Origin of the sequence: Chlorobium sp. KB01 (assembly GCF_001975465.1) — a bacterium.
GTDB lineage: Bacteria > Bacteroidota > Chlorobiia > Chlorobiales > Chlorobiaceae > Chlorobium.
Genome location: NZ_MPJE01000077.1, coordinates 1 through 22,163, shown reverse-complemented (window position 1 = coordinate 22,163; position 22,163 = coordinate 1). Strand labels below are relative to the sequence as shown.

Annotated in this window: 14 protein-coding genes; 8 read left to right on the top strand and 6 right to left on the bottom strand. The window is 50.3% G+C overall.

Annotated features, from left to right (window positions below; translation table 11 throughout):
* Nucleotides 1–104 precede the first annotated feature (104 nt).
* Nucleotides 105–1,145: a DNA polymerase III subunit delta gene (gene holA, locus BOO20_RS08600; protein WP_076792085.1), complete on the top strand. Its 1,041-nt coding sequence runs from the start codon at nt 105–107 to the stop codon at nt 1,143–1,145.
* 125 nt (nt 1,146–1,270) lie between these two features.
* Here holA and BOO20_RS08595 read toward each other — a convergent pair whose 3' ends face one another.
* Nucleotides 1,271–2,263, bottom strand: coding sequence for an NAD(P)-dependent oxidoreductase (locus tag BOO20_RS08595; protein WP_076792083.1), 993 nt, complete (start codon nt 2,261–2,263; stop codon nt 1,271–1,273).
* A 239-nt stretch (nt 2,264–2,502) separates the two neighbouring features.
* Between BOO20_RS08595 and BOO20_RS08590 the strand changes: the two genes are divergently transcribed.
* The 7 genes from BOO20_RS08590 to bchE all read left to right on the top strand — a co-directional run bounded on the left by BOO20_RS08590 (nt 2,503) and on the right by bchE (nt 17,779).
* On the top strand, nt 2,503–3,705 hold the full coding sequence (locus BOO20_RS08590; RefSeq protein WP_076792081.1) for an aminotransferase class I/II-fold pyridoxal phosphate-dependent enzyme: 1,203 nt from the start codon (nt 2,503–2,505) through the stop codon (nt 3,703–3,705).
* A 284-nt stretch (nt 3,706–3,989) separates the two neighbouring features.
* The gene (locus BOO20_RS08585) at nt 3,990–6,524 is read left to right on the top strand and encodes a TonB-dependent receptor (protein WP_076792079.1); all 2,535 of its coding nucleotides are present in this window, start codon (nt 3,990–3,992) and stop codon (nt 6,522–6,524) included.
* Between the two features lie 148 nt (nt 6,525–6,672).
* Nucleotides 6,673–10,476 (top strand): magnesium chelatase subunit H, encoded by a 3,804-nt coding sequence (gene bchH, locus BOO20_RS08580; protein ID WP_076792077.1) that lies wholly within the window; start codon nt 6,673–6,675, stop codon nt 10,474–10,476.
* A 387-nt stretch (nt 10,477–10,863) separates the two neighbouring features.
* Nucleotides 10,864–11,277, top strand: a complete 414-nt coding sequence (locus BOO20_RS08575; RefSeq protein ID WP_076792075.1) for a hypothetical protein — start codon at nt 10,864–10,866, stop codon at nt 11,275–11,277.
* A gap of 130 nt (nt 11,278–11,407) precedes the next feature.
* Nucleotides 11,408–15,238 carry a magnesium chelatase subunit H gene (locus tag BOO20_RS08570; protein ID WP_076792074.1) on the top strand — a complete coding sequence of 1,277 codons (3,831 nt, stop codon included), beginning with the start codon at nt 11,408–11,410 and terminating at the stop codon, nt 15,236–15,238.
* Between the two features lie 54 nt (nt 15,239–15,292).
* A complete protein-coding gene (gene bchM, locus BOO20_RS08565) occupies nt 15,293–15,991 on the top strand; it encodes a magnesium protoporphyrin IX methyltransferase (RefSeq protein WP_076792072.1) in 699 nt (232 codons plus the stop codon).
* A 147-nt stretch (nt 15,992–16,138) separates the two neighbouring features.
* Nucleotides 16,139–17,779 (top strand): magnesium-protoporphyrin IX monomethyl ester anaerobic oxidative cyclase, encoded by a 1,641-nt coding sequence (gene bchE, locus BOO20_RS08560; RefSeq protein ID WP_076792071.1) that lies wholly within the window; start codon nt 16,139–16,141, stop codon nt 17,777–17,779.
* Between the two features lie 70 nt (nt 17,780–17,849).
* Here bchE and BOO20_RS08555 read toward each other — a convergent pair whose 3' ends face one another.
* From BOO20_RS08555 to BOO20_RS08535, 5 genes are all read right to left on the bottom strand, one after another.
* Nucleotides 17,850–18,269, bottom strand: coding sequence for an Hsp20/alpha crystallin family protein (locus BOO20_RS08555; RefSeq protein WP_076792069.1), 420 nt, complete (start codon nt 18,267–18,269; stop codon nt 17,850–17,852).
* A 283-nt stretch (nt 18,270–18,552) separates the two neighbouring features.
* Nucleotides 18,553–19,488 carry a thioredoxin-disulfide reductase gene (gene trxB, locus BOO20_RS08550; RefSeq protein ID WP_076792152.1) on the bottom strand — a complete coding sequence of 312 codons (936 nt, stop codon included), beginning with the start codon at nt 19,486–19,488 and terminating at the stop codon, nt 18,553–18,555.
* 58 nt (nt 19,489–19,546) lie between these two features.
* On the bottom strand, nt 19,547–19,876 hold the full coding sequence (gene trxA / locus BOO20_RS08545) for a thioredoxin (protein ID WP_076792067.1): 330 nt from the start codon (nt 19,874–19,876) through the stop codon (nt 19,547–19,549).
* A 339-nt stretch (nt 19,877–20,215) separates the two neighbouring features.
* On the bottom strand, nt 20,216–21,112 hold the full coding sequence (locus BOO20_RS08540; RefSeq protein WP_076792066.1) for a DUF4438 domain-containing protein: 897 nt from the start codon (nt 21,110–21,112) through the stop codon (nt 20,216–20,218).
* 32 nt (nt 21,113–21,144) lie between these two features.
* Complete coding sequence (locus BOO20_RS08535; protein WP_076792064.1) at nt 21,145–21,882, bottom strand: hypothetical protein; 738 nt, start codon at nt 21,880–21,882, stop codon at nt 21,145–21,147.
* Nucleotides 21,883–22,163 lie beyond the last annotated feature (281 nt).

Below are 22,163 nucleotides of genomic sequence, written 5' to 3'. Positions count from 1 at the left end.
TCTGCGCCCGGTTCTCAACACCTGCCAACAGGGCGATCACGCAGGATCACCCCTACAGCAATCAAAAATTCAGAATTCAAAATCCATTATCTCTTCATACATAAATGGATGCACTGAAAAAGAGTATTCGGGCCGGAACCATCGCTCCGGTTTATTTCCTTTACGGCCCGGAAAGCTACCTGAAGGAAGAGGTTGCGGAGATGATAAAAACAGCACTCTTTCCTTCGGAGAGCGATGCTGCCGCAAATACGCATATCCTTTATGGCCCGGACCTCACTCCGGGAGAGCTTGTATCGAAAGCATCCGAGTACCCGATGTTCACCCAAAAGCAGCTTATTATTGTCCGGCAGTTTGAAAAAGTCAAAAAGCCCCCGACAAAAGAGCTGCAAAAACAGCATGAAGAGAAATTCAGCCGGTACATGCAGAATCCGGCAGATTTTACTGTTCTTGTTATCGATGCCGACCAGATAGAGAAAAAGGAGCAGGAAAAACCACCGTTCAGCACGCTGAAAATGTACCGCAAAGAGTTTCCGGTCATTAAAAATCCGGATCTCTTTGCTTCCGACAGGGCCAAATCCTCCGGTTGGAAGTTCGAACCTGATGCGCTCAAGGCCTTCACGGCCTATATCCAGCCCTCCGCTCGGGAGATCTGCCATGAGATTGATAAAATCATTATGTATGCTTCCGCACGAACCGGCCTGAAACTTATCACCGCTGCCGATGTGCTTGACTGTGTGGGCATATCACGGACCTACAATGTCTTTGAACTGGAAAAAGCTCTTGCAGCACGCAATCTCAGGCTCTGCAGCGGTATCTCTCTGATGATTATGGATCAGGAGGGGCAGAAGGAGGGACTCGGAAACATCGTCCGGTATCTCGCAACATTTTATATCCGTCTCTGGAAACTCTCTCTGCCCGAAGTCCGACAGCTGCCCCAGGCTGAAATCGCCAAAATTCTCGGCATGTACGGCAAGCAGGAGTACTTCGTAAAAAACTACCTGACCTACACCAGGTCGTTTTCACTCTCCGATACCGAACGGGCAATAGCCGCCCTGAAGGAAACCGATGCCGCACTCAAAGGACTGCTCCCCTACCCGGATGAAAAATTCCTGCTCCTGAAACTCATGCAGAAACTGCTGGGGTGAAAAAAGAAGAAAAAAACTCGTCAACCAAACTAAAGTTACGCTGCAAGATTCTTAAGTCTTCTATAGGTCTTGTAAGTCCTATGAGTCCTATAGGTACTATAAATGATTTTAAGACCTTTAACCAGCTACATCCACCCTTTTCGCCGGTACCAGTCAATGGTTATGGCAACGCCTTTGTCAAGGGGGGTACCGGCAATAAAACCAAGATCGCGTTCAGCCTTTTCCGGTGAACAGACCCAGTAGTCCTGAACCAGTTCATTTGCCTTGTCACGGTTAATAAGCGCAGGCCTGCCTGTAAAGACTGCTGCTGCACCAATAATATTTCCGACAAAAAAGACCAGAGGAATTGGCAGGGCGACTTTGTAAAGCCTCTGAAAACCAATCACCGGTCTTGCTGCCGCAATAACGTCATCCCATGACAAAGAGCGTGGCGAGGTAATATAATAAATCTGGCCTGCCGCTTTTTCAGAGCGGGCGGACAGCATGAGACCTTTGAGAAGATCATCAACGTAAATCATGCTGAAGCGCTTCCTTGCTGTACTGCCCGGAGAAATCAGTACTCCTTTTGCAAGCATCCGGAAGACCTGCAGAATATCACGATCACCAGGACCGTACACTGCCGGAGGACGAATGATGGTAACAGGAATTTCCCCTGCAAACTCCATACAGAGGGTTTCCGCCCTCAGCTTGCTTCGCCCGTAGGCACTCACAGGGTTGCATTGCTCCGACTCCCTGACACCGGAAAGCCCATCCGTTGCCGGGCCGGCAGCAGTAAGGGATGAGACAAGCAGAAAGCGCTTGAGCCCGGGATTATGCCTCCTTACTGCCGTAAGCAGGTTCCGGACCGGCATAACATTTCCGGCTTCAAAACCGGCTTCATCAACTGCTTTGGTAACTCCGGCAAGATGCACAATTCTGTCAACTCCCTCTACGGCTCTGGCAAGAGCCGTATCGTCAGTGAAACTGCCACGGACAATCCCGATCTTCCCGGATGTGGGAGCTCCGGCACTTTCGGGACGAAGAAAAACTTTTATCTCTACCCCTTCCTTTTCAAGCAGACTCAACAGCCTCGAACCGATAAAGCCCGTTGAACCCGTCACTAATATTGTTTCACCCATACCTGCTTTTGTTCATTTTTATAAAACAGTTACGCCCATTACACGGCTCTTTACGGTCTGACAGGAAAAAAACCGGATCGTGTTTTGACAAAAAACATAAAAAATTTGATACATTTCGGTTCGAGGCTAAAAGCGCCCTGCTGAAACCCGGTCAACAAAAGAGAAAAACAAAAAGTAACGACCGTAAGTACAAGAAATTCCAGCTTTTTTTGTTACAGCTGAGATAAATTTGCATTCCTGTGGATAAAACAAAAGATTTATTTAAAAAATGTATTGAGTTTACCCTTGCCGATGAAGTCAAGGCTCAGGGTGTATATCCATTTTTTCATCCGATAGACGAAAATGAAGGGCCGGTAGTATCCTTTGCAGGACGAAAACTCGTTATGGCGGGCTCCAACAACTATCTCGGCCTGACTGCAGACCCCAGGGTCAAAGCTGCATCAATCAAGGCGATCAACAAATACGGAACAAGCTGCAGCGGATCACGATACATGACCGGAACCGTCAATCTTCATATTGAACTTGAAGAGAAGCTGGCCGACTTTTTCGAGAAAGAGCGCTGCCTGCTCTTCAGTACCGGTTACCAGACAGGCCAGGGCATCATCCCTACCCTCGTGCAGCGTGGAGAATATATTGTCTCTGACCGCGACAACCATGCAAGCCTTGTCGCTGCCTCCATCATGGCGCAGGGTGCAGGGGCAAACCTGGTACGATACAACCATAATAATATGGAGGATCTTGAGCGGGTGCTTCAGAAAATCCCTGAAACTGCCGGACGGCTGATCGTCTCCGATGGCGTTTTTTCGGTATCAGGTGAAATTGTGGATCTTCCCGAACTTGTAGCTTTGGCGAAAAAATACAATGCCCGCATTCTTATTGATGACGCCCATGCTGTGGGAGTTATCGGCAAAGGTGGCCGGGGTACACCATCGGAGTTCGGCCTGGTAAGCGAGGTTGATCTCATCATGGGCACCTTCTCAAAAACCTTTGGCTCACTCGGAGGATATGTCGCAGGCGACCGCTCCGTCATCAACTATATCAAACACAATGCATCATCGCTGATCTTCAGCGCTTCGCCCACACCGGCAAGCGTAGCTGCCGTATTGGCAACACTTGAAATAATCCGCAATGAGCCCGAGCTCACCGAGCGGCTGATAGCAAATACCGATTACGTTCGCCAGGGACTGCTTAAAGCCGGCTTCACGCTCATGCCCTCACGGACAGCCATTGTGACCGTTCTGATCAGTGACCAGATGAAAACTCTTCTTTTTTGGAAAAAGCTTTTTGATGCCGGGGTTTACGTCAATGCCTTTATCCGCCCCGGGGTTATGCCCGGTCACGAAGCGCTGCGAACAAGCTTTATGGCAACCCACCGCAAGGAGCACCTCGACAAGGTTATCACCGAATTCTCCACCATAGGCAGAGAGCTCGGAGTCGTCTGAGCTGCACATACATCGTTTATTTGCGTTATCCCCGGCCAAAACCGGGGATTCTTTTTCCTCCCCTCACCCTGATTTACGACACTTTCACCTGCACTTTTGCACAATTCCCTTTTTTTTTAATAAATTGTAAGTACTGTGACCACATGAAGAGTGATGCCCGGATTCTTGATAAGTAGTGATTGCTGATATAGCGTGTTGATGATTATTGCAAAGCTGACAAAGATTAACAAAGTTTTATCCTGTTTTTTTTCGTTCGTATCATTGCAACCAGACAACACACAACCATGAAAACAAAACATGCGCAGAAGTATCGCGTTGCCCGTTTTGTTCTGTCGGCATTTTGCCTGACGGCTACACTGATGCCGCTCCCTGCCCTCGGAGCTGACTACGGCATAGTAAAAGGTAAAATCACCGATAAGGCCGACGGTGAAGGCGTTTACGGAGCTTCGGTCAGTATTGCGGGGACAACCATTGGTACCACTACTGACACGAACGGTAACTTCACGCTTCCAAACGTTCCGGCAAAACAGCAGAAAATCGCCATCTCCATTGTAGGTTACGCCCCGGCAAGCCAGGTTGTTACCGTCGCTTCCGGCCAGACATACCAGATCAACCTGCAAATCGGCCAGACCACCATTATGGCTTCCGAAGTCGTGGTCGGTGCTTCACTCTACAAGCAGAACCGCCTTGATGTTCCGGTAACCGCCAACGTGGTCTCACAGGAAAAGATCAAGCAGCAGGCCAACCCGACTCTCGGTGAAGTCGTGGAGGATGTTCCCGGTGTTGTTATCACCCGCTCCGGTGGAACTTCATCATCCAGCTTGCAGATCCGCGGTTCGAATAATTTCAATGGCGGAGGAATCGGAACCCGCGTCCTGGGCCTCTACGATGGGTTTCCGATCAACGCCCCTGAATCCGGTGAGATCGTCTGGCAATCAATCAACATGAATGCTGCCGACAAGGTTGAAGTTTTGAAAGGCGCCGCAGCAACTCTTTACGGTTCAGGTGCCATGGGCGGTGTTGTGAACGTCTTCGGCCACCTTCCGGACAAACTAGAAATCAAGGCAGGATCAAGCATCGGCTTCTATGATGCACCGCCATCATCCGATCAAAGCCTTTATCGCCAGCCTGCGGGCACTTCTGCCACATCGGTAGGAACACCATGGATGTGGAACAGCTACCTTGGCCTCGGTAACAAAAGCGATAAACTGAACTACAGCCTACTGTATTCACACAGCGATGACGACGGTCACCGGGAGAACGCAAAGAACAGCATGGACGACATCAAGCTGAAAGCAAGGTATGACATTAATGCAACGCAATACTTGCAGCTGAGCAGCATATATACGTCGACATCCGGTGGCTACGCTTACAACTGGGCATACAATACCAATGTGGTCGGATTTCCACCAACGACTACATTCACGGTAATACCCAACAGAGCATATGACGTATACAGGACATATACCGGAGGTTATACCCCTTATCCTTATGCTGCGACTTATGATGAAATCTATTCTGACGATTTGATCAAAAGAAAAAATGCACTTATTGGCCTGAATTACGTTAATCTGCTCAGCGACAACGTTTCGCTCGATACAAGGGCCTATTACACTTACAACTCTACCCGTTACGAGTATAACAACACCAGTGCCAACCAGATATACCCAACTGGCGGAGGGGCTTATCGGGCTCCTTTCAATGGCACTTCAAGTCCAAGCCAGAAGATTCCCGGACAGTTCAATGAAACCAACAGCAGCCGCTATGGCGTTGGCGCAAAACTTGACTGGAAAGTAACCCCTGAAAACCGTATTCTTGTTGGCGTGGACCGCAACATCGTTTTGACCAGCACAACCCAGATTGCAGCACAATATCCTGTAATAAACCAGTTTAATGATATACAGGAAAACAATGCAGCCATCTTCCTGCAGGATGAGTGGAAAATGACAGACAAGCTGACCTCTCTTATGTCAGTACGTTACGACTGGAGCGGTATCAATGCAGACAATGTGTATACTACTGCGACGACAACTATCCCGCTAAACAACAAAACGGTTGAGGCCCTGAGTCCTCGCGTCGCACTTAACTACAAAGCAATGGACGACATGGCCCTGCGAGCCTCATGGGGCAAGAGCTTCCGAGCACCAACGCTATACGAACGCTTCGTCCGCGAAGCGGGTATCTTCAGCGGAACACCGAACCCCAACCTCGGAAAAGAGACTCTGACCGCATGGGAAGCGGGTGTATTCAAGCAGTTCGGTGAGCGGATTTCGGTCGACATCGCAGGATTTGTCAACAACTACAACAACCTGATCGAATCAGAAATAACCGGAAGCAGCTTCCAGTACAATAACATCACAAAGGCAAGGATCTATGGTATCGAAACGAATGTCAACATCCGTCCCGTCGATGATGTCAGCATGAACCTTGCCTACACCTACATGAACGCTAAAAACCGTTCATATGTCGCAGGGGCAAGTAGCACAAACGATGCTAACCCTGATCCGTACTGGCTGCCTTACAGACCGGCACACACCGCATCTGCAAGCGTTACGTGGAAGACAACCAAAGACCTCGCACTGAACGTTAACGGCCGTTATGTTGGAACGTACAAGGCCATCACAAACTTCTCGAATCCTTTAGGGACAGACTATCCCGGTGATTTCGTGGTGTTCAATATCGGCGCCAAGTACAAGGTCATGGAAAACTGCACAACATCCCTGACCTGCAACAACATCAACAACACGCAGTATGAGGAAGTTGTCTGGTTCCGCGCTCCAGGACGCAGCTATGTTGCTGGCGTAGATTTCACCTTCTGAGAAATCCGCAGGCTCTTTAGCTATTACATCTGCAGCCAGCCCCTCACCCCGAGGGGCTGGCTTTTTTAATCGTTAGCATTCATCAAGGGATTTTATTACATTTTCAATCCTGTTACAACCACATCAAACGCACATCTTTTGTAATTCTATGCATGATAAAATCAGAATTGCCGCTATTGTCGGGATGGAGCAATGCAATCAGCGGGTATGGCGCGAGGTCACGGCTAAAATTTCCGCACATGCCGAATTGACCCAATGGACCGATCAGGACCTTGAGCATCAGAACCCTGAAACGGCTGAAGCCATCCGCAATGCCGACTGCATTTTCACCACACTGATACAGTTCAAGGGACAGGCTGACTGGCTTCAGGAACAGATCGAACAGTCGAAGGTGAAAACCATCTTTGCCTATGAGTCTATGCCTGAAGTGATGCAGATGACAAAAATAGGCAGTTATGTCGTCTCCGGAGACGGAAGCGGTATGCCCGATATCGTCAAAAAGGTTGCCAAAATGCTGGTAAAGGGCCGCGATGAGGATGCACTTTACGGCTACATGAAGCTGCTGAAAATCATGCGCACCATGCTGCCCCTCATCCCGAAAAAGGCAAAGGATTTCAAGAACTGGATGCAGGTTTACACCTACTGGATGAACCCGACCACTGATAATCTGGCATCGATGTTCAACTACATCATGGCAGAGTACTTTGAAGCTGGAGTCAAGGTTGAAAAGGTGGTTGAGGTACCAACAATGGGCTTCTATCATCCGGATGCTCCGGAGTACCAGAGGGATCTGCACCACTACGAAAAATGGCTGCACAAGCATAAGAAAGGTTCTGACAAAAACAGAAACATCGGCCTCCTCTTTTTCCGCAAGCATCTGTTGCAGGAGAAGGAGTATATCGACAATACCATCCGGGCTATTGAAGCAAAAGGACTTAATCCCCTGCCGGTTTTTGTCATGGGTGTTGAGGGTCACGTTGCCGCCAGGGAGTGGTTTACCCATAACAAAATCGACATGCTCGTCAACATGATGGGGTTCGGATTTGTGGGCGGCCCGGCGGGCGCAACCACACCGGGCGCATCATCAGCCGCACGTGACGAGATTCTGGGCAAGATCAATGCCCCTTACGTCGTTTCACAACCGCTTTTCATACAGGACGTTGCATCCTGGAAATCGCAGGGCGTGGTACCGCTCCAGTCTGCGATGACCTACTCATTGCCGGAAATGGACGGTGCCGTATGCCCGGTTGTACTCGGCGCGATCAAGGATGGCCGTCTTCAGACTGTTCCTGACCGTCTTGAGCGGCTTGCAGGAATCGCCAAAAAGTTTTCCGAACTGCGTCAGCTTCCGAACAAGGCCAAAAAGGTTGCCCTTGTAGTTTACGACTATCCTCCCGGCATGGGTAAAAAGGCAAGCGCCGCTCTGCTGGACGTGCCGAAAAGTATCTACAATATTCTGTTAACGCTTAAAGCTGAAGGGTACAATGTCGGCGAACTGCCGGAATCACCGGAAGCCCTGCTTGCGATGCTCGACAAAGCTACCGATTACGAAATTCAGGCACATGAGCAGGAGTGCTTTGCCATTGACCGCGAGACCTTCAACAGCATCACCAGCTCAAGAGAGCGTGAACGCATTGAAGGACGCTGGAGCGGTTTCCCCGGCGAGATCGGACCGATCAAGCCCGACAAGCTCTTTATCGGCGGACTCACGCTCGGCAACATCTTTATCGGTGTTCAGCCGCGCCTCGGCATCCAGGGCGACCCGATGCGTCTGCTCTTCGACAAGGAGAATACACCACACCATCAGTATATAGCCTTCTACCGCTGGATCAGTCGCGTCTTCGGAGCGAGTGCCATGGTGCATATCGGCATGCACGGCACGGCTGAGTGGATGCCCGGTCTTCAGCTCGGTGTAACCGGTGACTGCTGGTCTGATGCCCTGCTCGGTGAGGTACCGCATTTCTATATCTACCCGATCAACAACCCGAGCGAGGCCAACATCGCCAAGCGTCGCGGCTACGCCACCATGATTTCGCACAACATTCCTCCGCTTGCCAGAGCCGGGCTCTACAAGGAGTTGCCTGCCTTCAAGGAGATGCTCAATGACTACCGCGAGCGCGGACTTGAAAAGATTGTGGATGTCGAAACCGAAGAGGTCATTCTCACCAAGGCTCAGCAGCTCAATCTGACTGATGACTGCCCGCGCATTGAGGGCGAAAGCTTCCAGGACTATATCAGCCGGCTCTACACCTATATGATGGAGCTTGAAGGCCGTCTGATTTCCAACTCGCTGCATGTCTTCGGAGAAACGCCGAAGCTGGAAACCCAGGTTACCACCATTACCGAGTACCTGAAGGTGCGTGGCAATGAAAAATCGCTGCCATCCATCATCATGCAGGCTATCGGTGAAGACAAACTCTTTGGCGATTATGCCTCGCTCGCAACCCGCGCCCGCAAGGGAGAACCGCAGGCCATGAAGGCCCGTGAACAGGTGGACGATCATACTCGCGAGTTTATCCAGCAGACCATTTTCGGCAAGAGCAATCCGGCAACTGTCTTTAACGTGCTTACCGGCGGAGCAAAAATTTCGCAGGAGATGGGTGAAGCCATAAACACTGCACTCCAGGAAGGAGTTGCTCTCAAGCGCGCTCTGGAGGATAACAGCAATGAGATGAAGGGATTCCTCCGCGCCCTTTGCGGCCAGTATATCCCTTCGGGCTCAGGTGGTGATCTGGTGCGTGATGGAGCAGGGATTCTGCCGACCGGACGCAACATCCACGCCATTGACCCGTGGCGCATTCCTTCGGAACTGGCATTCAAGCGCGGAAGGCAGATTGCCGACTCCATTATCAACCGTCACGTCGAAGAGAACAACGGCGAGTACCCGGAAACTATTGCACAGGTACTCTGGGGGCTGGACACCATAAAGAGCAAGGGTGAAGCTGTGGCCGTCATCATTCATCTCATGGGCGCCGAACCGGCTTACGATGCACAGGGCAAAATCAGCCACTACAGCCTCGTTCCGCTCGAAAAGCTCGGCCGTCCAAGAATTGATGTATTGATCCAGATCAGTTCGATCTTCCGCGACACCTTCGGAGTCCTTGTCGATCACCTCGACAAACTGGTCAAGGATGCCGCAAAAGCAATTGAACCGCATGAGATGAACCACATCAAAAAACATGTTGATGCGGCAATCAAAGCGGGCAGTGATTTCGAGAGTGCAACCTCGCGTCTCTTCACCCAGGCACCCGGCGCTTACGGCTCACAGGTTGAGGAGCTTGTTGAAGATTCCGCATGGGAGTCCGAAGAAGATCTCGACAACATGTTCATCAAGCGCACCGGTTTTGCCTACGGCGGCAACCGTTACGGTGACCAGCAGACCGATATTCTCAAAGGACTTCTCAGCACTGTTGACCGGGTTGTCCAGCAGGTTGACTCTGCAGAGTTCGGCATTACCGATATTGACCGCTACTTCTCCTCATCGGGAGCACTTCAGCTCTCTGCCCGACGTCGCAACCCGAAAGGCGACAATGTGAAACTGAACTACGTAGAGACCTTTACGGCCGACGTCAAGATCGACGATGCCGACAAGGCTCTCAAGGTGGAGTTCCGCAGCAAGCTGCTCAATCCGAAATGGTTTGAGACCATGCTTGAACAGGGACACAGTGGAGCAACCGAAATCAGCAACCGGTTTACCTACATGCTGGGATGGGATGCCGTCACCAAGGGTGTAGACGACTGGGTCTACAAAGAGGCTGCTGAAACCTACGCCATGGACCCGAAAATGCGTGAACGCCTGATGAAGGTCAATCCAAAAGCCTTCAAGAACATTGTAGGTCGTATGCTTGAAGCAAGCGGCCGAGGAATGTGGAGCGCCGATCCGGAGATGATCGAAAAACTTCAGGAGATCTACTCCGATCTCGAAGACCGTCTGGAAGGCATTGAGGTATAACTCTTGCTGAATACATCTACTCCAAAAAAGCACGGCTCACCCCGTGCTTTTTTGTTTTGGAAAAAGAGAAGTGGACGTAAGTGGACGAAGAAATGGTGGGCTCTAATGGACAGAGTGGACAAGAGTGAAAAGATTTTGTATAGCGGTCGTCGGAGGCCGGGAAGTACAGCACCTGTATGACTTACAGGACTTATGGGCGATTTAAGAACCTGAAAGCAGGTTTAGCTTGAGTTGATTGGTTGCACTGATATTTCTCTTCGTCGTTGAAGTCACTATTGTCCTTTAACTCTTTTTTTTTTGACAAATCTTCTCAGCACCCGGCACACCCAAGAAAGCCCGTTTCATTATTACCTCCCCTTTTGGTATATTACTTCCAAAACAACCCCTATGAACAAAAGGCACTGCAATATAGCACGCAACATCTGGCGTTCAATTGAGGTGTTCATCTTCTTCGTCGTCTCAGTTGTCGGTTTTAACCTGCTTGTCAAGACCGGGTCACTAAACTCCAAGTCAAAAACGAACTCTCTCTCTGAGGGTATTGTAGCTTCCGGAGACCGTTCACTTCCCGGTATTTCACTGCCCCCTGGTTTCGGAATTGATCGTCTGAGCGGGTTATTAAACGCTTCTCTCGGTTCAGAGAGATCCCATCCTTCGTTTCCCGGATCCACATCCATACTGCATATCCCTTATCATACCCTTCAGAACTGCATCCATATTCCGAATAACCGGATATTTTCAACACCTTCATCTCTCGGTAAACCCTCCAACCTCTTCCAGCAGAATCGTATCCTGCTGATCTGAAACCTCTTTACGCTCCCAGCTCTTCTGCTGCCATTACAGCTATCTGGAAAGAGTGACGCTTCACGATGCCGGACACCTCAAAAGAGGGTGTAAGCGTTTGGCAATCACGTTCGATAAAGAGGTTTACCCTATGCGTTTTGTATTTCTGACCATGGAAGCCACCAATAACAGCACCCTTAAAGCGGCTGCCGGTGTGCTTAACAGGAAGTTCCAGCTCGATCTGGAGGTTTCTGTCTTCAGTCTCGGACTCCATAGCAGCGTTAAACTCTGGGAAACGCTTGAAACAGCCTTGCCAAATGCCGATTTCGTGTTTGGTTCAATGCTCTTCAGCGAGGATATTGTTCGCCCCCTCGAAAAGATGCTGAACACACTCTCATGCCCGGTCTGCATGATAACAAGCAATCCCGCCCTGGTTTCCCAGACCCGGCTTGGTCGTTTTTCGCTTCGCAAGCCAAAAAAGGATGAGTCGAAGGAAACCGGGATATTCCAGCAGTGGGCGGCAAAGCTGAAACCAAAACAGAGCCACGGTGAGAGCCAGCGCCAGCTTGCACTCGTTCGAAGTGTGAGCAAAATCATGAAGCACATCCCGGGGAAGGCGCGTGATATCCATACCTTTATTGCTGCACACCAGTTCTGGCTGAATGGTTCACAGGAGAATCTGGAACGCTTTCTCTCTCTTCTGGTTGACCGGTATGCTCCCGGATGGAAAGGCAAACTGCCGCAGGAGGATCCGCTCTTTTATCCCGATGCAGCCATCTGCCATCCCGAAGCGCCCGAACCATTTTTTACGGCTGCAAAATTTCTCGACTGGCAGCAAAAAAAGAGGCCTGACCTCAAGCTCGGCCCTGTAGCAATCCTTGCCATGCGATCAACCGTACTGAGCAAAAACACGGCGCACCTCGACGCTCTGGTTCGATCGTTTGAGAGGAAAGGAATCAACAGCTTTATTGCCTACGGCGGCGGGCTGGATTTTCGCCCGGCACTCGAACAGTTTTTCAATCCTGAAACACCCCGTTCACTGAAACCCTCACTGCTGGTAAACGCCACAGGGTTTTCTCTGGTAGGGGGGCCTGCGGAAACAAAGGCTGCCGAGGCGGTTGCCGTGCTGAAAAAACTTGATATCCCCTGCTTCAATCTCATACCGCTCTCTTTTCAGCCCATTGAGCAGTGGCGTGAAAGCATGCTTGGCCTGACACCGATGCAGACCGCACTGAGTGTAGCTGTGCCTGAACTGGACGGCACCATAGAGCCACAGGTCTATGCCGGTACAGAAACCGGAAGTGAACAGACCGTTCCGCTTGTGCAGGAGATAGAGATTATTTCCCGCAGAGTCCGGCGACTGCTCAACCTTCAGCAGTCACCGCTGGCCGACAAAAAAATTGCTGTCGTTCTCTTCAATTTTCCGCCAAATCTCGGCAATGCAGGAACGGCTGCATATCTCAATGTTTTCGAAAGCCTGCACCGCCTGCTCATCGAAATGAACACTGCAGGATATACCGTAGAGGTACCGGAAAGCGCTGAAGCGCTTAAAGATCTGCTGCTTGAGGGGAACCGGCTCATTTACGGCACTGACGGAAATGTGGAGGCTCATCTCCCTCTTGAAGAGTACCGAAGGCTCTTTCCTGCCTATGAGCGTATTGAACCCTTCTGGGGCGACGCTCCGGGCGAAATTCTCAACGACAAAGTCCGTTTCCATATTCTCGGCTGCTCACTCGGCAATATCTTTATCGGCCAGCAGCCAAGTTTCGGTTACGAACGCGACCCGATGCGTCTTCTCATGGCCAAAGACGCAGCACCGAACCATGCCTTTGCCGCCTTCTACACCTGGCTTGAACACGTTTACAGCGCAGATGCGGTTCTTCACTTTGGCACCCATGGTGCGCTTGAGTTCATGCCCGGCAAGCAGACCGGACTATCGGCCATCTGCTGGCCGAAACAACTGATCGGCTCTCTGCCGAACTTCTACTGCTACTCGGTCAACAATCCAAGCGAAGGTGCCATTGCCAAACGCCGGGGATTTGCCACCCTACTGAGTTACCTCTCCCCTCCGCTTGAACATGCCGGACTCTACAAGGATTTGCGAAAACTGAAGGATCTTGTTGCTGCTTTCCGCACGGCATCTTCCGATGAGCTGCTTCTTGAGATCAGGGAGCTGGCTGCCTCGCTTGAGCTCGACACCGCCCCTAGTGAGTCAGAGGCCGAAGAGTATGTCACACGGCTGCAAAGTGAACTCTACACCATCGAGGAACGGATGATTCCGCTCGGATTGCACATCATGGGCGAAGCGCAGGCACCAAACAGCCTCATTGATCATCTCACGCTTCTCTCGGCACACAGCCGCCCCGAACTTGACGGGATTTCACTCAACGAACTGATCTGCCGTCACCTGCACTATGACTTCCATCAACTGCAGGATATGATGGGAAGTGAGCGCGATGCACAGGTAAAATGGCAGAAGGTATCCGCAATCGCCCGTGAAGCCGTCAGGCTCTTTATCGGACACCTCGATCCGGAGAATCACCCCGATCTGCCTATAGCAAGGCTGCTTGAAGGAAGCCTTGCTGTCAGAATCACGGACGCTGATAACTATCTTCGCCGTGAAACCGGTATCAAGCCCGCAGAACTCCATCGCCTGTGGCACTTCCTGAACACGGTACTGATACACCTTTCCGACAACCGGGAACTCAAGGCGGTGCTGCACGCGCTTGAGGGGAAATTCACCCCTCCATCTCCCGGCAATGATCTGGTTCGCAATCCGGAGATTGTCCCGACAGGCCGTAACATTCACAGTCTCGACCCATACACGATCCCCTCTTCGTTTGCACAGCAGAGCGGGAAACGGCTCGCTGAAGAACTCCTTCTTCACTACCGGGAGGAGAGTGGCGAGCTGCCGGAATCCATCGCCCTGATCCTCTGGGGAACGGATAACCTCAAAAGTGATGGCGAGGGCGTTGCCCAGGCACTCTCACTCATGGGAGCAAAAGCCAAAACCGATGAACTGGGCAAGATCAGCGATGTCGAACTTGTTCCCCTCAGCGAACTTGGTCGCCCGCGCATTGATGTCGTCATGACCATCAGCGGTATTTTCCGCGATCTGCTCTCCGTGCAGGTTCGATTGCTCGACAGGGCGGCACGGATGGCCGCAGCGGCGGATGAGCCGGAAGAGATGAACTTCATACGCAAGCATGTGCTGGCTGAGATGCAGGAGAGTGCCTGCTCCTTTGAGGAGGCCTCGAACAGGGTCTATTCGAACGCTCCAGGAAGCTACGGTGCAAATGTCAATCACCTGGTGGAGAGCAGCAGCTGGGAGGAGGAGAACCAGCTTGCCGATGCCTTCGTCAGTCGCAAAAGTTTTGCCGTAACCCCGGTCGGAGAGTGGCAGGAGTGCCCTCAGGCCCTTCGTGCCGCACTGAAACATGTGACCCTCACGTTCCAGAATATTGACAGCTATGAAATCGGTATTTCTGATATTGATCATTATTATGAGTATCTTGGCGGAGTTTCAAAAACCGTGCAGCAGCTCAGCAAGGCAAAACCGAAGGTGATGGTGGGCGATATCAACGGAACAGGAAAAAAGCAGAGAATCTGCTCGCTTGAAAAAATGGTATCGCTTGAAGCCCGAACCAAGCTGCTCAACCCGAAATGGTACGATGCCATGCTGGAAAACGGTTATGAGGGAGTTCGAGAGATTGAGTCCCATCTCAGCAACACCTATGGATGGAGTGCTACGGCGTCAGCAGTAAAAAACTGGACTTATGATCAGTTCAGTGCAACGTTCCTCCAGGACAAGGCCATGCTGGAACGCCTTACCGCTCTTAATCCGCATGCTACCATATCGATGACCCGGAGGCTGCTTGAGGCACACTCCCGAGGATTCTGGGAAGCAGAAGAGGGAACGATCGAGGAGCTGCAGGATCTCTATGCAGACCTTGAAACAAGAATCGAAGAGGTTCAACAGTAAACTCTGACACCAGAATTTTTTTATAAGTAATTACGAAACATCAAAACTTCTACCATGAGCAGTTCCTCTTTCAATGCTGAAGAGCACAAAAAAATGCTCCGTTCCTATTTCAATGGGCAGGGCTTCCAGCGCTGGGCCTCCATATACGGGGATGACAAGCTCTCCTCCGTACGCAATACCGTCCGTCAGGGTCATGCAGTCATGATGGACAAGGCATTTGACTGGTTACAGAAACTTAGACTGCCGAAAGGAGCAACCGTACTTGATGCTGGATGCGGTACAGGACTTTTCAGCATCAGACTTGCAAAAGCGGGCTACAAGGTAAAATCGGTCGATATAGCCTCGCAGATGGTCGGCAAGGCAAAAGAGGAAGCCATCAAGCAGGGTGTTGAAGGAAACATTGAATTCGAAGTCAATACTATTGAATCGGTAAGCGGCACCTATGATGCTGTGGTCTGTTTTGATGTATTGATACACTATCCCGCAGAAGGTTTTGCAGAGGCTTTCCGCAATCTGAGCAGCCTGACCAAAGGGTCGGTTATTTTCACCTATGCACCATACAACAATATTCTTGCTTTCCAGCACTGGATCGGAGGCTACTTCCCGAAAAAGGAACGGAGAACAACCATCCAGATGATCCGCGATGAGGAGATGCAGCGTGCAATGGAAAAAGCCGGCATGCAGGTAAAAAGTCGCGAAAAGATCAGTTTTGGTTTTTATCACACCATGCTGATGAATGCATCGCACAAGTAGGGGCGGTTTATGCTAAAACCATAAGAGATTTTTCCAAATAAATTGTAAATTAAAAGTCAAGGGATTTTTTTCTGGCAGATCGGCGTTCCCGTTACCGCGTAAAGAGATTCCTATTTTGTAAAAAACATATCTGGAGGGTGAAGACTGATGAAAATACTGATGGTTCAGCCAAATTATCATTCAGGTGGAGCTGAAATTGCAGGTAACTGGACGCCAAGCTGGGTAGCCTATATCGGCGGCGCCCTGAAACAGGCAGGATTTGACCAGGTGCGCTTCGTTGACGCCATGGCCGACAATCTTGAAGACGATCAGATTGAAGAGATCATCAGAAAGAACAAGCCTGATGTGGTGATGGCCACCAACATTACCCCCTCCATCTTCAAGGCACAGGATATCATGAAGGTCGCCAAAAAGGTTGACCCCAATATCAGAACCATCATGGGCGGTATTCACTCCACCTTCATGTACCCGCAGGTACTGAGCGAGGCACCGGAAACCGACTATGTGGTACGCGGTGAAGGCGAAGAGGTAACCGTCAACCTCATCAGAGAGATTGCCGCCGGTACCGACAGGGAGAACCGCGCAAACATCACCGGTATAGCCTATCTTGATGACGAGAGCAAGGTGTTTGCCACGGCTGCTCATCCGGTAATCGAGGACCTCGATACCCTTACCCCCGACTGGAGCCTCTACGACTGGGATAAATATATCTACACCCCGCTCAACTGCCGTCTTGCTGTACCGAACTTTGCAAGAGGATGTCCCTTTACCTGTACCTTCTGCTCACAGTGGCAGTTCTGGCGCCGGTACCGTGCACGCAGCCCGAAAACCTTTGTTGATGAAATCGAGGTACTGGTCAAAAAATACAACGTCGGATTTTTCATCCTTGCCGACGAAGAGCCGACCATCAACAAGCAGAAGTTCGTCTCACTCTGTCAGGAGCTGATCGACCGCAAACTCAACGTCTCCTGGGGTATCAACACCCGCGTGACCGACATCATGCGTGATGCCGACCTGCTGCCCTTCTTCCGCAAGGCGGGCCTTGTGCACGTTTCGCTTGGAACCGAGGCTGCAAGCCAGATGAACCTGAACCGGTTCCGCAAAGAGACAACCATTGAGGAGAACAAGTATGCCATCAAGCTGCTTCAGAAAAACGGCATTGTGGCCGAAGCGCAGTTTGTGATGGGACTTGAGCATGAAACTCCCGAGACCATCGAAGAGACCTACCAGCTCTGCAAGGACTGGGATCCCGATATGGCAAACTGGACAATCTACACACCATGGCCATTCTCCGATCTCTTCAAGGAGCTTGGCGACAGGGTTGAAGTACGCGACTACTCCAGGTATAACTTCGTTACCCCGATCATCAAGCCGGATAACATGGAGCGCGAGGATGTGCTCAAGGGCGTGCTGAAATCGTATGCACGGTTCTATGCACGCAAAACCTTCTTCAGCTACCCCTGGATCAAGGACCCCTATGTACGCAAGTACATGCTCGGATGCCTTAAGGCTTTTGCCCAGACAACCATTACCAAGCGCTTCTACGATATCGACCGCGTCAAGACCAAGAACAACAAGATTGAAATCGATCTTGGATTTGACAAGTCAAGAATCCTGACACAGAATGAGGTCAAAAACCTCAAGGAGCTGCGTCCGGAGATGGTTGCCGACATGAGCTTCGGTCTCAAGGAGGCAGGCTATCAGCGTGAGCATGACGAGCATAACTGGGATGAGTTCGATGAAACCACCATCAAGGACCGCACCTCATCAACCGTGCGCAACTGCTGATTCATTCCTGACCGGTTACAACAAAAAAACCCTCCACACCGGAGGGTTTTTTTGTTACACATGCTGTTTCCTATTTGATGGAAATCTCCTTGCCGGTTTTGGGCTTCGGTTCCGACTTGGGGAGAACGATCTTCAACACACCGTTATCGTAGGATGCCTCGATCTTTTCAGCATTGATGTTCTCTCCTACAGTAAAACTCCTGCTCAGGCTTCCCCACGAACGTTCAATGCGATGATATCCCTTTTTCTTCTCCTCCTCGCTCTGGGTTCTTTCAGCAGTGATGCAAAGCACATCATCATCCATTGAGACCTTTACATCCTCTTTCTTGACGCCCGGAAGATCAGCCTCAATATTGATGGCATTTTCATCCTCACTGATATCAACCTTGAAGGAGGGCGCGATCATAGAAGAGAAAAATGGTGATACCTTGTCGTTGAAAACATCCTCAAACATTCTCAGCGGATCCCTTCCATACAGTTTCAGTGACATGACTGCATCTCCATCTTTTAAGGGTTTTAAAAGTCGAATTTGAATCTATCACAACACTAAGAACAAGAACACAGCCACAATGAAAAAAATTCCCGGCGGATGCGGAAGAAGAAGCCCGGTGTCAGCGGTCAGGCATCAGGAATAGCACCTGTCCCGAGAGAAAAAAGGACCCAAAGGAGTTCAAGGACTACAGGGACGTAGAGAAACCCCAGGGACTACCAACATCCGCCCCTACAGGGCTTAAAACCTGATACCTCTTCACCTATCACTTAGCTCATTCTTCTCAGCGTATTGTTTCAAGAAAGCGCTCGGTATCAACCGCTGCCATGCAGCCGGTTCCTACAGCTGTAACGGCCTGTCGGTAGTTGAAGTCCTGAACATCACCACAGGCAAAAACACCGGCCACACTGGTTTCCGATGATGATTTTTTGGTCATGATATATCCGTAGTCATCAAGATCAAGCTGCCCCTTGAACAAAGCGGTATTCGGAGAGTGACCGATAGCCAGAAACACCCCGTCACATGAGTGCTCAACAAGTTCGCCGGTCTTGACGTTTTTCAGACGGATCCCGGTTACCTGCATGCCATCTCCGAGAATTTCATCAACTACCTCATTGAGCAGCATCCTGATTTTTGGATTTTTTTGAACTCTCAAACTCATGATTTTTGAAGAGCGGAACTCTTCCCGACGATGAACAAGCACGACTTCCGAGGCAAATTTTGTAAGGTAGAGCGCCTCTTCCATGGCCGTATCACCGCCACCGATAACAAAAACCTTGCTGTCACGGAAAAAAAAGCCGTCACAGGTTGCGCAGGCAGAAACACCCTTGCCTCGATAGCGGTCTTCCGACTCAATACCGAGCCATTTGGCACAGGCCCCGGTTGCAACAATGAGTGCGTGGGTAAAGAGTTCACGACCGTCTTCAAGCTGAAGAGAGAAGGGGCTTCTGGAAAGATCAACCTCGGTCACGCTCCCAGCAAGAAATTCCGCCCCGAACTTTGCTGCCTGCTCACGCATTTTCGACATCAATTCAGGTCCGCGGATTCCTTCAGGAAAACCGGGGAAATTCTCGATTTCGGTGGTGATCATGAGCTGACCGCCCGGCTGCATACCTTCAATAATAAGCGGCTTGAGATTGGATCTTCCGGTGTAGATTGCTGCCGTATATCCAGCAGGCCCGGTGCCCATGATAACGATATCACGCACGTCTCTTTCCATATTGGTCATGATGATGTAATTAATAAAACTCTTTACCCACTTGCCTGCTTCTGCATAATCATGCGATATGCAGATCCATTTTCCTCGAAATCTGGTTTTTCGGTATGGCTCCGAGCAACTGATCTACAACCTGGCCGTTCTTGAAAATAAGCAGGCTCGGTATACTTCGGATACCATACCGGGCTGCTGTGGCAGGATTCTCATCAACATTTACTTTTGCTACTACTGCTCTGCCGGCATACTCTCCGGCAAGTTCTTCAATAACCGGACCAAGCATCATGCAAGGACCGCACCAGGTTGCCCAGAAATCAACCAGAGCCACTTTATCCGACTCAAGAATCTCGGTTGTGAAATTCTGGTCCGTTGCCGCAAGATATTTTTCGCTCATCTCTTTTTATCGTTTAAGTTAACAACTACAACGATTTTATGATAACCATTGCATCATTAAACCGCTCTTAAGAAATACTTAAATTTCGCTTATAAAAAGAGGAGAGGGCAGGCGATAATCATCGCTTCTTTCGACCGGCATAGAGCTCCGTCACAACTCTCTTCAACTCTCTGAACGTCGTGTGACAGGGAAAGATGCCTGATGCAGCAAACATCGCAAGAGCATCCGCCCTTACGTTTCAGAGTAATCCTCAGGCAAGCATAAGCACAAACGGCTCCGGAGCCGCACCCCTCATCTCCAGGAGTACCGGACGGGGTGCAGGCTATGCATTGCTTACCTTCATGCGGGCTTTTTCAGGGTGGTTCCAAAGCCAAGTCGGTCGGCAATATTGGCTTCAGGATCGATAAACGGCCTGATAAGCGGCGAAGCACAGGTCATGAGCGTAGTAACCCCCGGTCCATGACCGGCCTCCATGCAGTCGCTGTGTACGACAATACCGATAGAGATTGCCCCCTTGCGGTATGCTCTTCCATAGCGATTATCATGATCCAGCAACGCAACAAAATCACCGAAACGGATTTTGTCAATACCATACTCCCTGACCGTTTCACCGTCACTCGTCATAATATCATAATCACCTTTTGCAACGTGTGCGGAACCGATACCTGAACCCATGCAGACAGCAGGAACAACGGTGGTAACCGGAACTTCAAGCACATCACCGTCAAGTTCACGGATCTTCAGGGCCTGAAGCAGATCGGGATCAAGATTGAACAGGGTAATAGCCGGATAATCCGTGAGCTTAAGCCCCTGACCTTTCCCCCGGATAATAATGGTATCGCTGTAAAGCAGCTTCTCCTTCACTTCACGCGTGAAATCGACAATCACATGCTCTGACCCTCCATGATGACCGAGAACACGGCCTTCAGCCCCTTTGGCCTCACCGGTGACAACGGTGGCAACATTGCCTGCACAGGAGTAGATCTGTACACCTACGTTGGGATGCTCGAAAGGTTTCTGGGTATCGGCAGTACAGCTTACTCCCGGCTCTATATGATCCCCCTGCCATCCGAATGCCGGATCTCCCGCCTGAACATTCAGGGTAATACCTCCGATTGAAGGAAGAATAAACGGCGTGCCGTGGTGGTCAACCTCCCAGTTACCTCTGGTTCTCGGCTGTCCCGGCTGACACTGCAGTAAAAACTCCACTAAATGTGGTTCGTTTGTTTTAAGCATGACTTCTTGATAATGGTTATAGGCACATACGGTTATGCATCAAGACCCGGCCGTATAAATGACCTTGCTGCAGGAAAAACAACTTCAACGGAACGGCGAAGCCGGTCAAGATGAACAAGAAGAGAGAGCGTACTATCCTCCTGTGAGGGTAATCCGGTATAAAGCAGACTCCATGCGGCAAGTGATCGATCAATAGTAATAAGAGCAATTTTGGCCGTACCGTTGGCATCATTATCCGGTTCATTGATCCCGGAAGCGATATCGGTCATTCTGCCTTCAACAGCACGAACAATTTTCGGATAAATAAAATACTGATAGTGCCTTATAATCTCAACCGGTTCTCTGAACGAGGGCTGATCAAGGTTCATGAGCAGAGACTCCTCGAAAACATCATCAACCGCAGCAAACCATTCATTGACCATACCGGCATAGAGAAGAGCTGCTGCAGAGCAGGGATGCTCACGGGCATTACGATACTTACTGTCCGGCGGTTCGGAGAGCACGGTCTCTTTTTGCAGATCATCAACACCGAGACCCTGCCTGGTGGCCATTTCCCGAATGTAACGCATAGCATTGACAAGAGCTTCACCCATCTCCTGCCAAAACCCGGCATTGAGTGCATCAAACTCGTGCAGAGCGCTGCCGCTCTCCTGCTCACCGGATTCAACCTGAAACTGAAGACAGCGCGCGGTAAATGCACAACGCTCACACCAGCGGTCACAATAACTAAAAATACCCGGAATCAGATCAGCTTCACCGGCCATGGTCATACAGTTTAATGCATACTATTAACTGAGCGATCAAACAGAAGATTCCGTCAGTTGGAAAGAGTGCCTGAAAGTAGAACAGGGGTTCAGGAAAATACAAAAAACCCGAAAGCCTCCAATCAAACGAGCGGTTGCAACGCTCTTTATCGACTCCTTTCAAACATTCATCCATTACAGCACCGTTACGGAGTAACGAGTATAGAGCAATGGATTTTACTGCCGGGTAACCTAAAAGTCGGATAAGGCGCGCACGTTAACGGATAAGTATCACTATTTAAGCACGA

What these genes read in the sequence shown, in the direction of transcription:
- holA (WP_076792085.1), top strand. Translation starts at nt 105, where the DNA reads ATGGATGCACTGAAAAAGAGTATTCGGGCCGGAACCATCGCTCCGGTT.
- BOO20_RS08595 (WP_076792083.1), bottom strand. Translation starts at nt 2,263, where the DNA reads ATGGGTGAAACAATATTAGTGACGGGTTCAACGGGCTTTATCGGTTCG.
- BOO20_RS08585 (WP_076792079.1), top strand. Translation starts at nt 3,990, where the DNA reads ATGAAAACAAAACATGCGCAGAAGTATCGCGTTGCCCGTTTTGTTCTG.
- bchH (WP_076792077.1), top strand. Translation starts at nt 6,673, where the DNA reads ATGCATGATAAAATCAGAATTGCCGCTATTGTCGGGATGGAGCAATGC.
- BOO20_RS08575 (WP_076792075.1), top strand. Translation starts at nt 10,864, where the DNA reads ATGAACAAAAGGCACTGCAATATAGCACGCAACATCTGGCGTTCAATT.
- BOO20_RS08570 (WP_076792074.1), top strand. Translation starts at nt 11,408, where the DNA reads ATGCGTTTTGTATTTCTGACCATGGAAGCCACCAATAACAGCACCCTT.
- bchM (WP_076792072.1), top strand. Translation starts at nt 15,293, where the DNA reads ATGAGCAGTTCCTCTTTCAATGCTGAAGAGCACAAAAAAATGCTCCGT.
- bchE (WP_076792071.1), top strand. Translation starts at nt 16,139, where the DNA reads ATGAAAATACTGATGGTTCAGCCAAATTATCATTCAGGTGGAGCTGAA.
- BOO20_RS08555 (WP_076792069.1), bottom strand. Translation starts at nt 18,269, where the DNA reads ATGTCACTGAAACTGTATGGAAGGGATCCGCTGAGAATGTTTGAGGAT.
- trxB (WP_076792152.1), bottom strand. Translation starts at nt 19,488, where the DNA reads ATGGAAAGAGACGTGCGTGATATCGTTATCATGGGCACCGGGCCTGCT.
- trxA (WP_076792067.1), bottom strand. Translation starts at nt 19,876, where the DNA reads ATGAGCGAAAAATATCTTGCGGCAACGGACCAGAATTTCACAACCGAG.
- BOO20_RS08540 (WP_076792066.1), bottom strand. Translation starts at nt 21,112, where the DNA reads ATGCTTAAAACAAACGAACCACATTTAGTGGAGTTTTTACTGCAGTGT.
- BOO20_RS08535 (WP_076792064.1), bottom strand. Translation starts at nt 21,882, where the DNA reads ATGACCATGGCCGGTGAAGCTGATCTGATTCCGGGTATTTTTAGTTAT.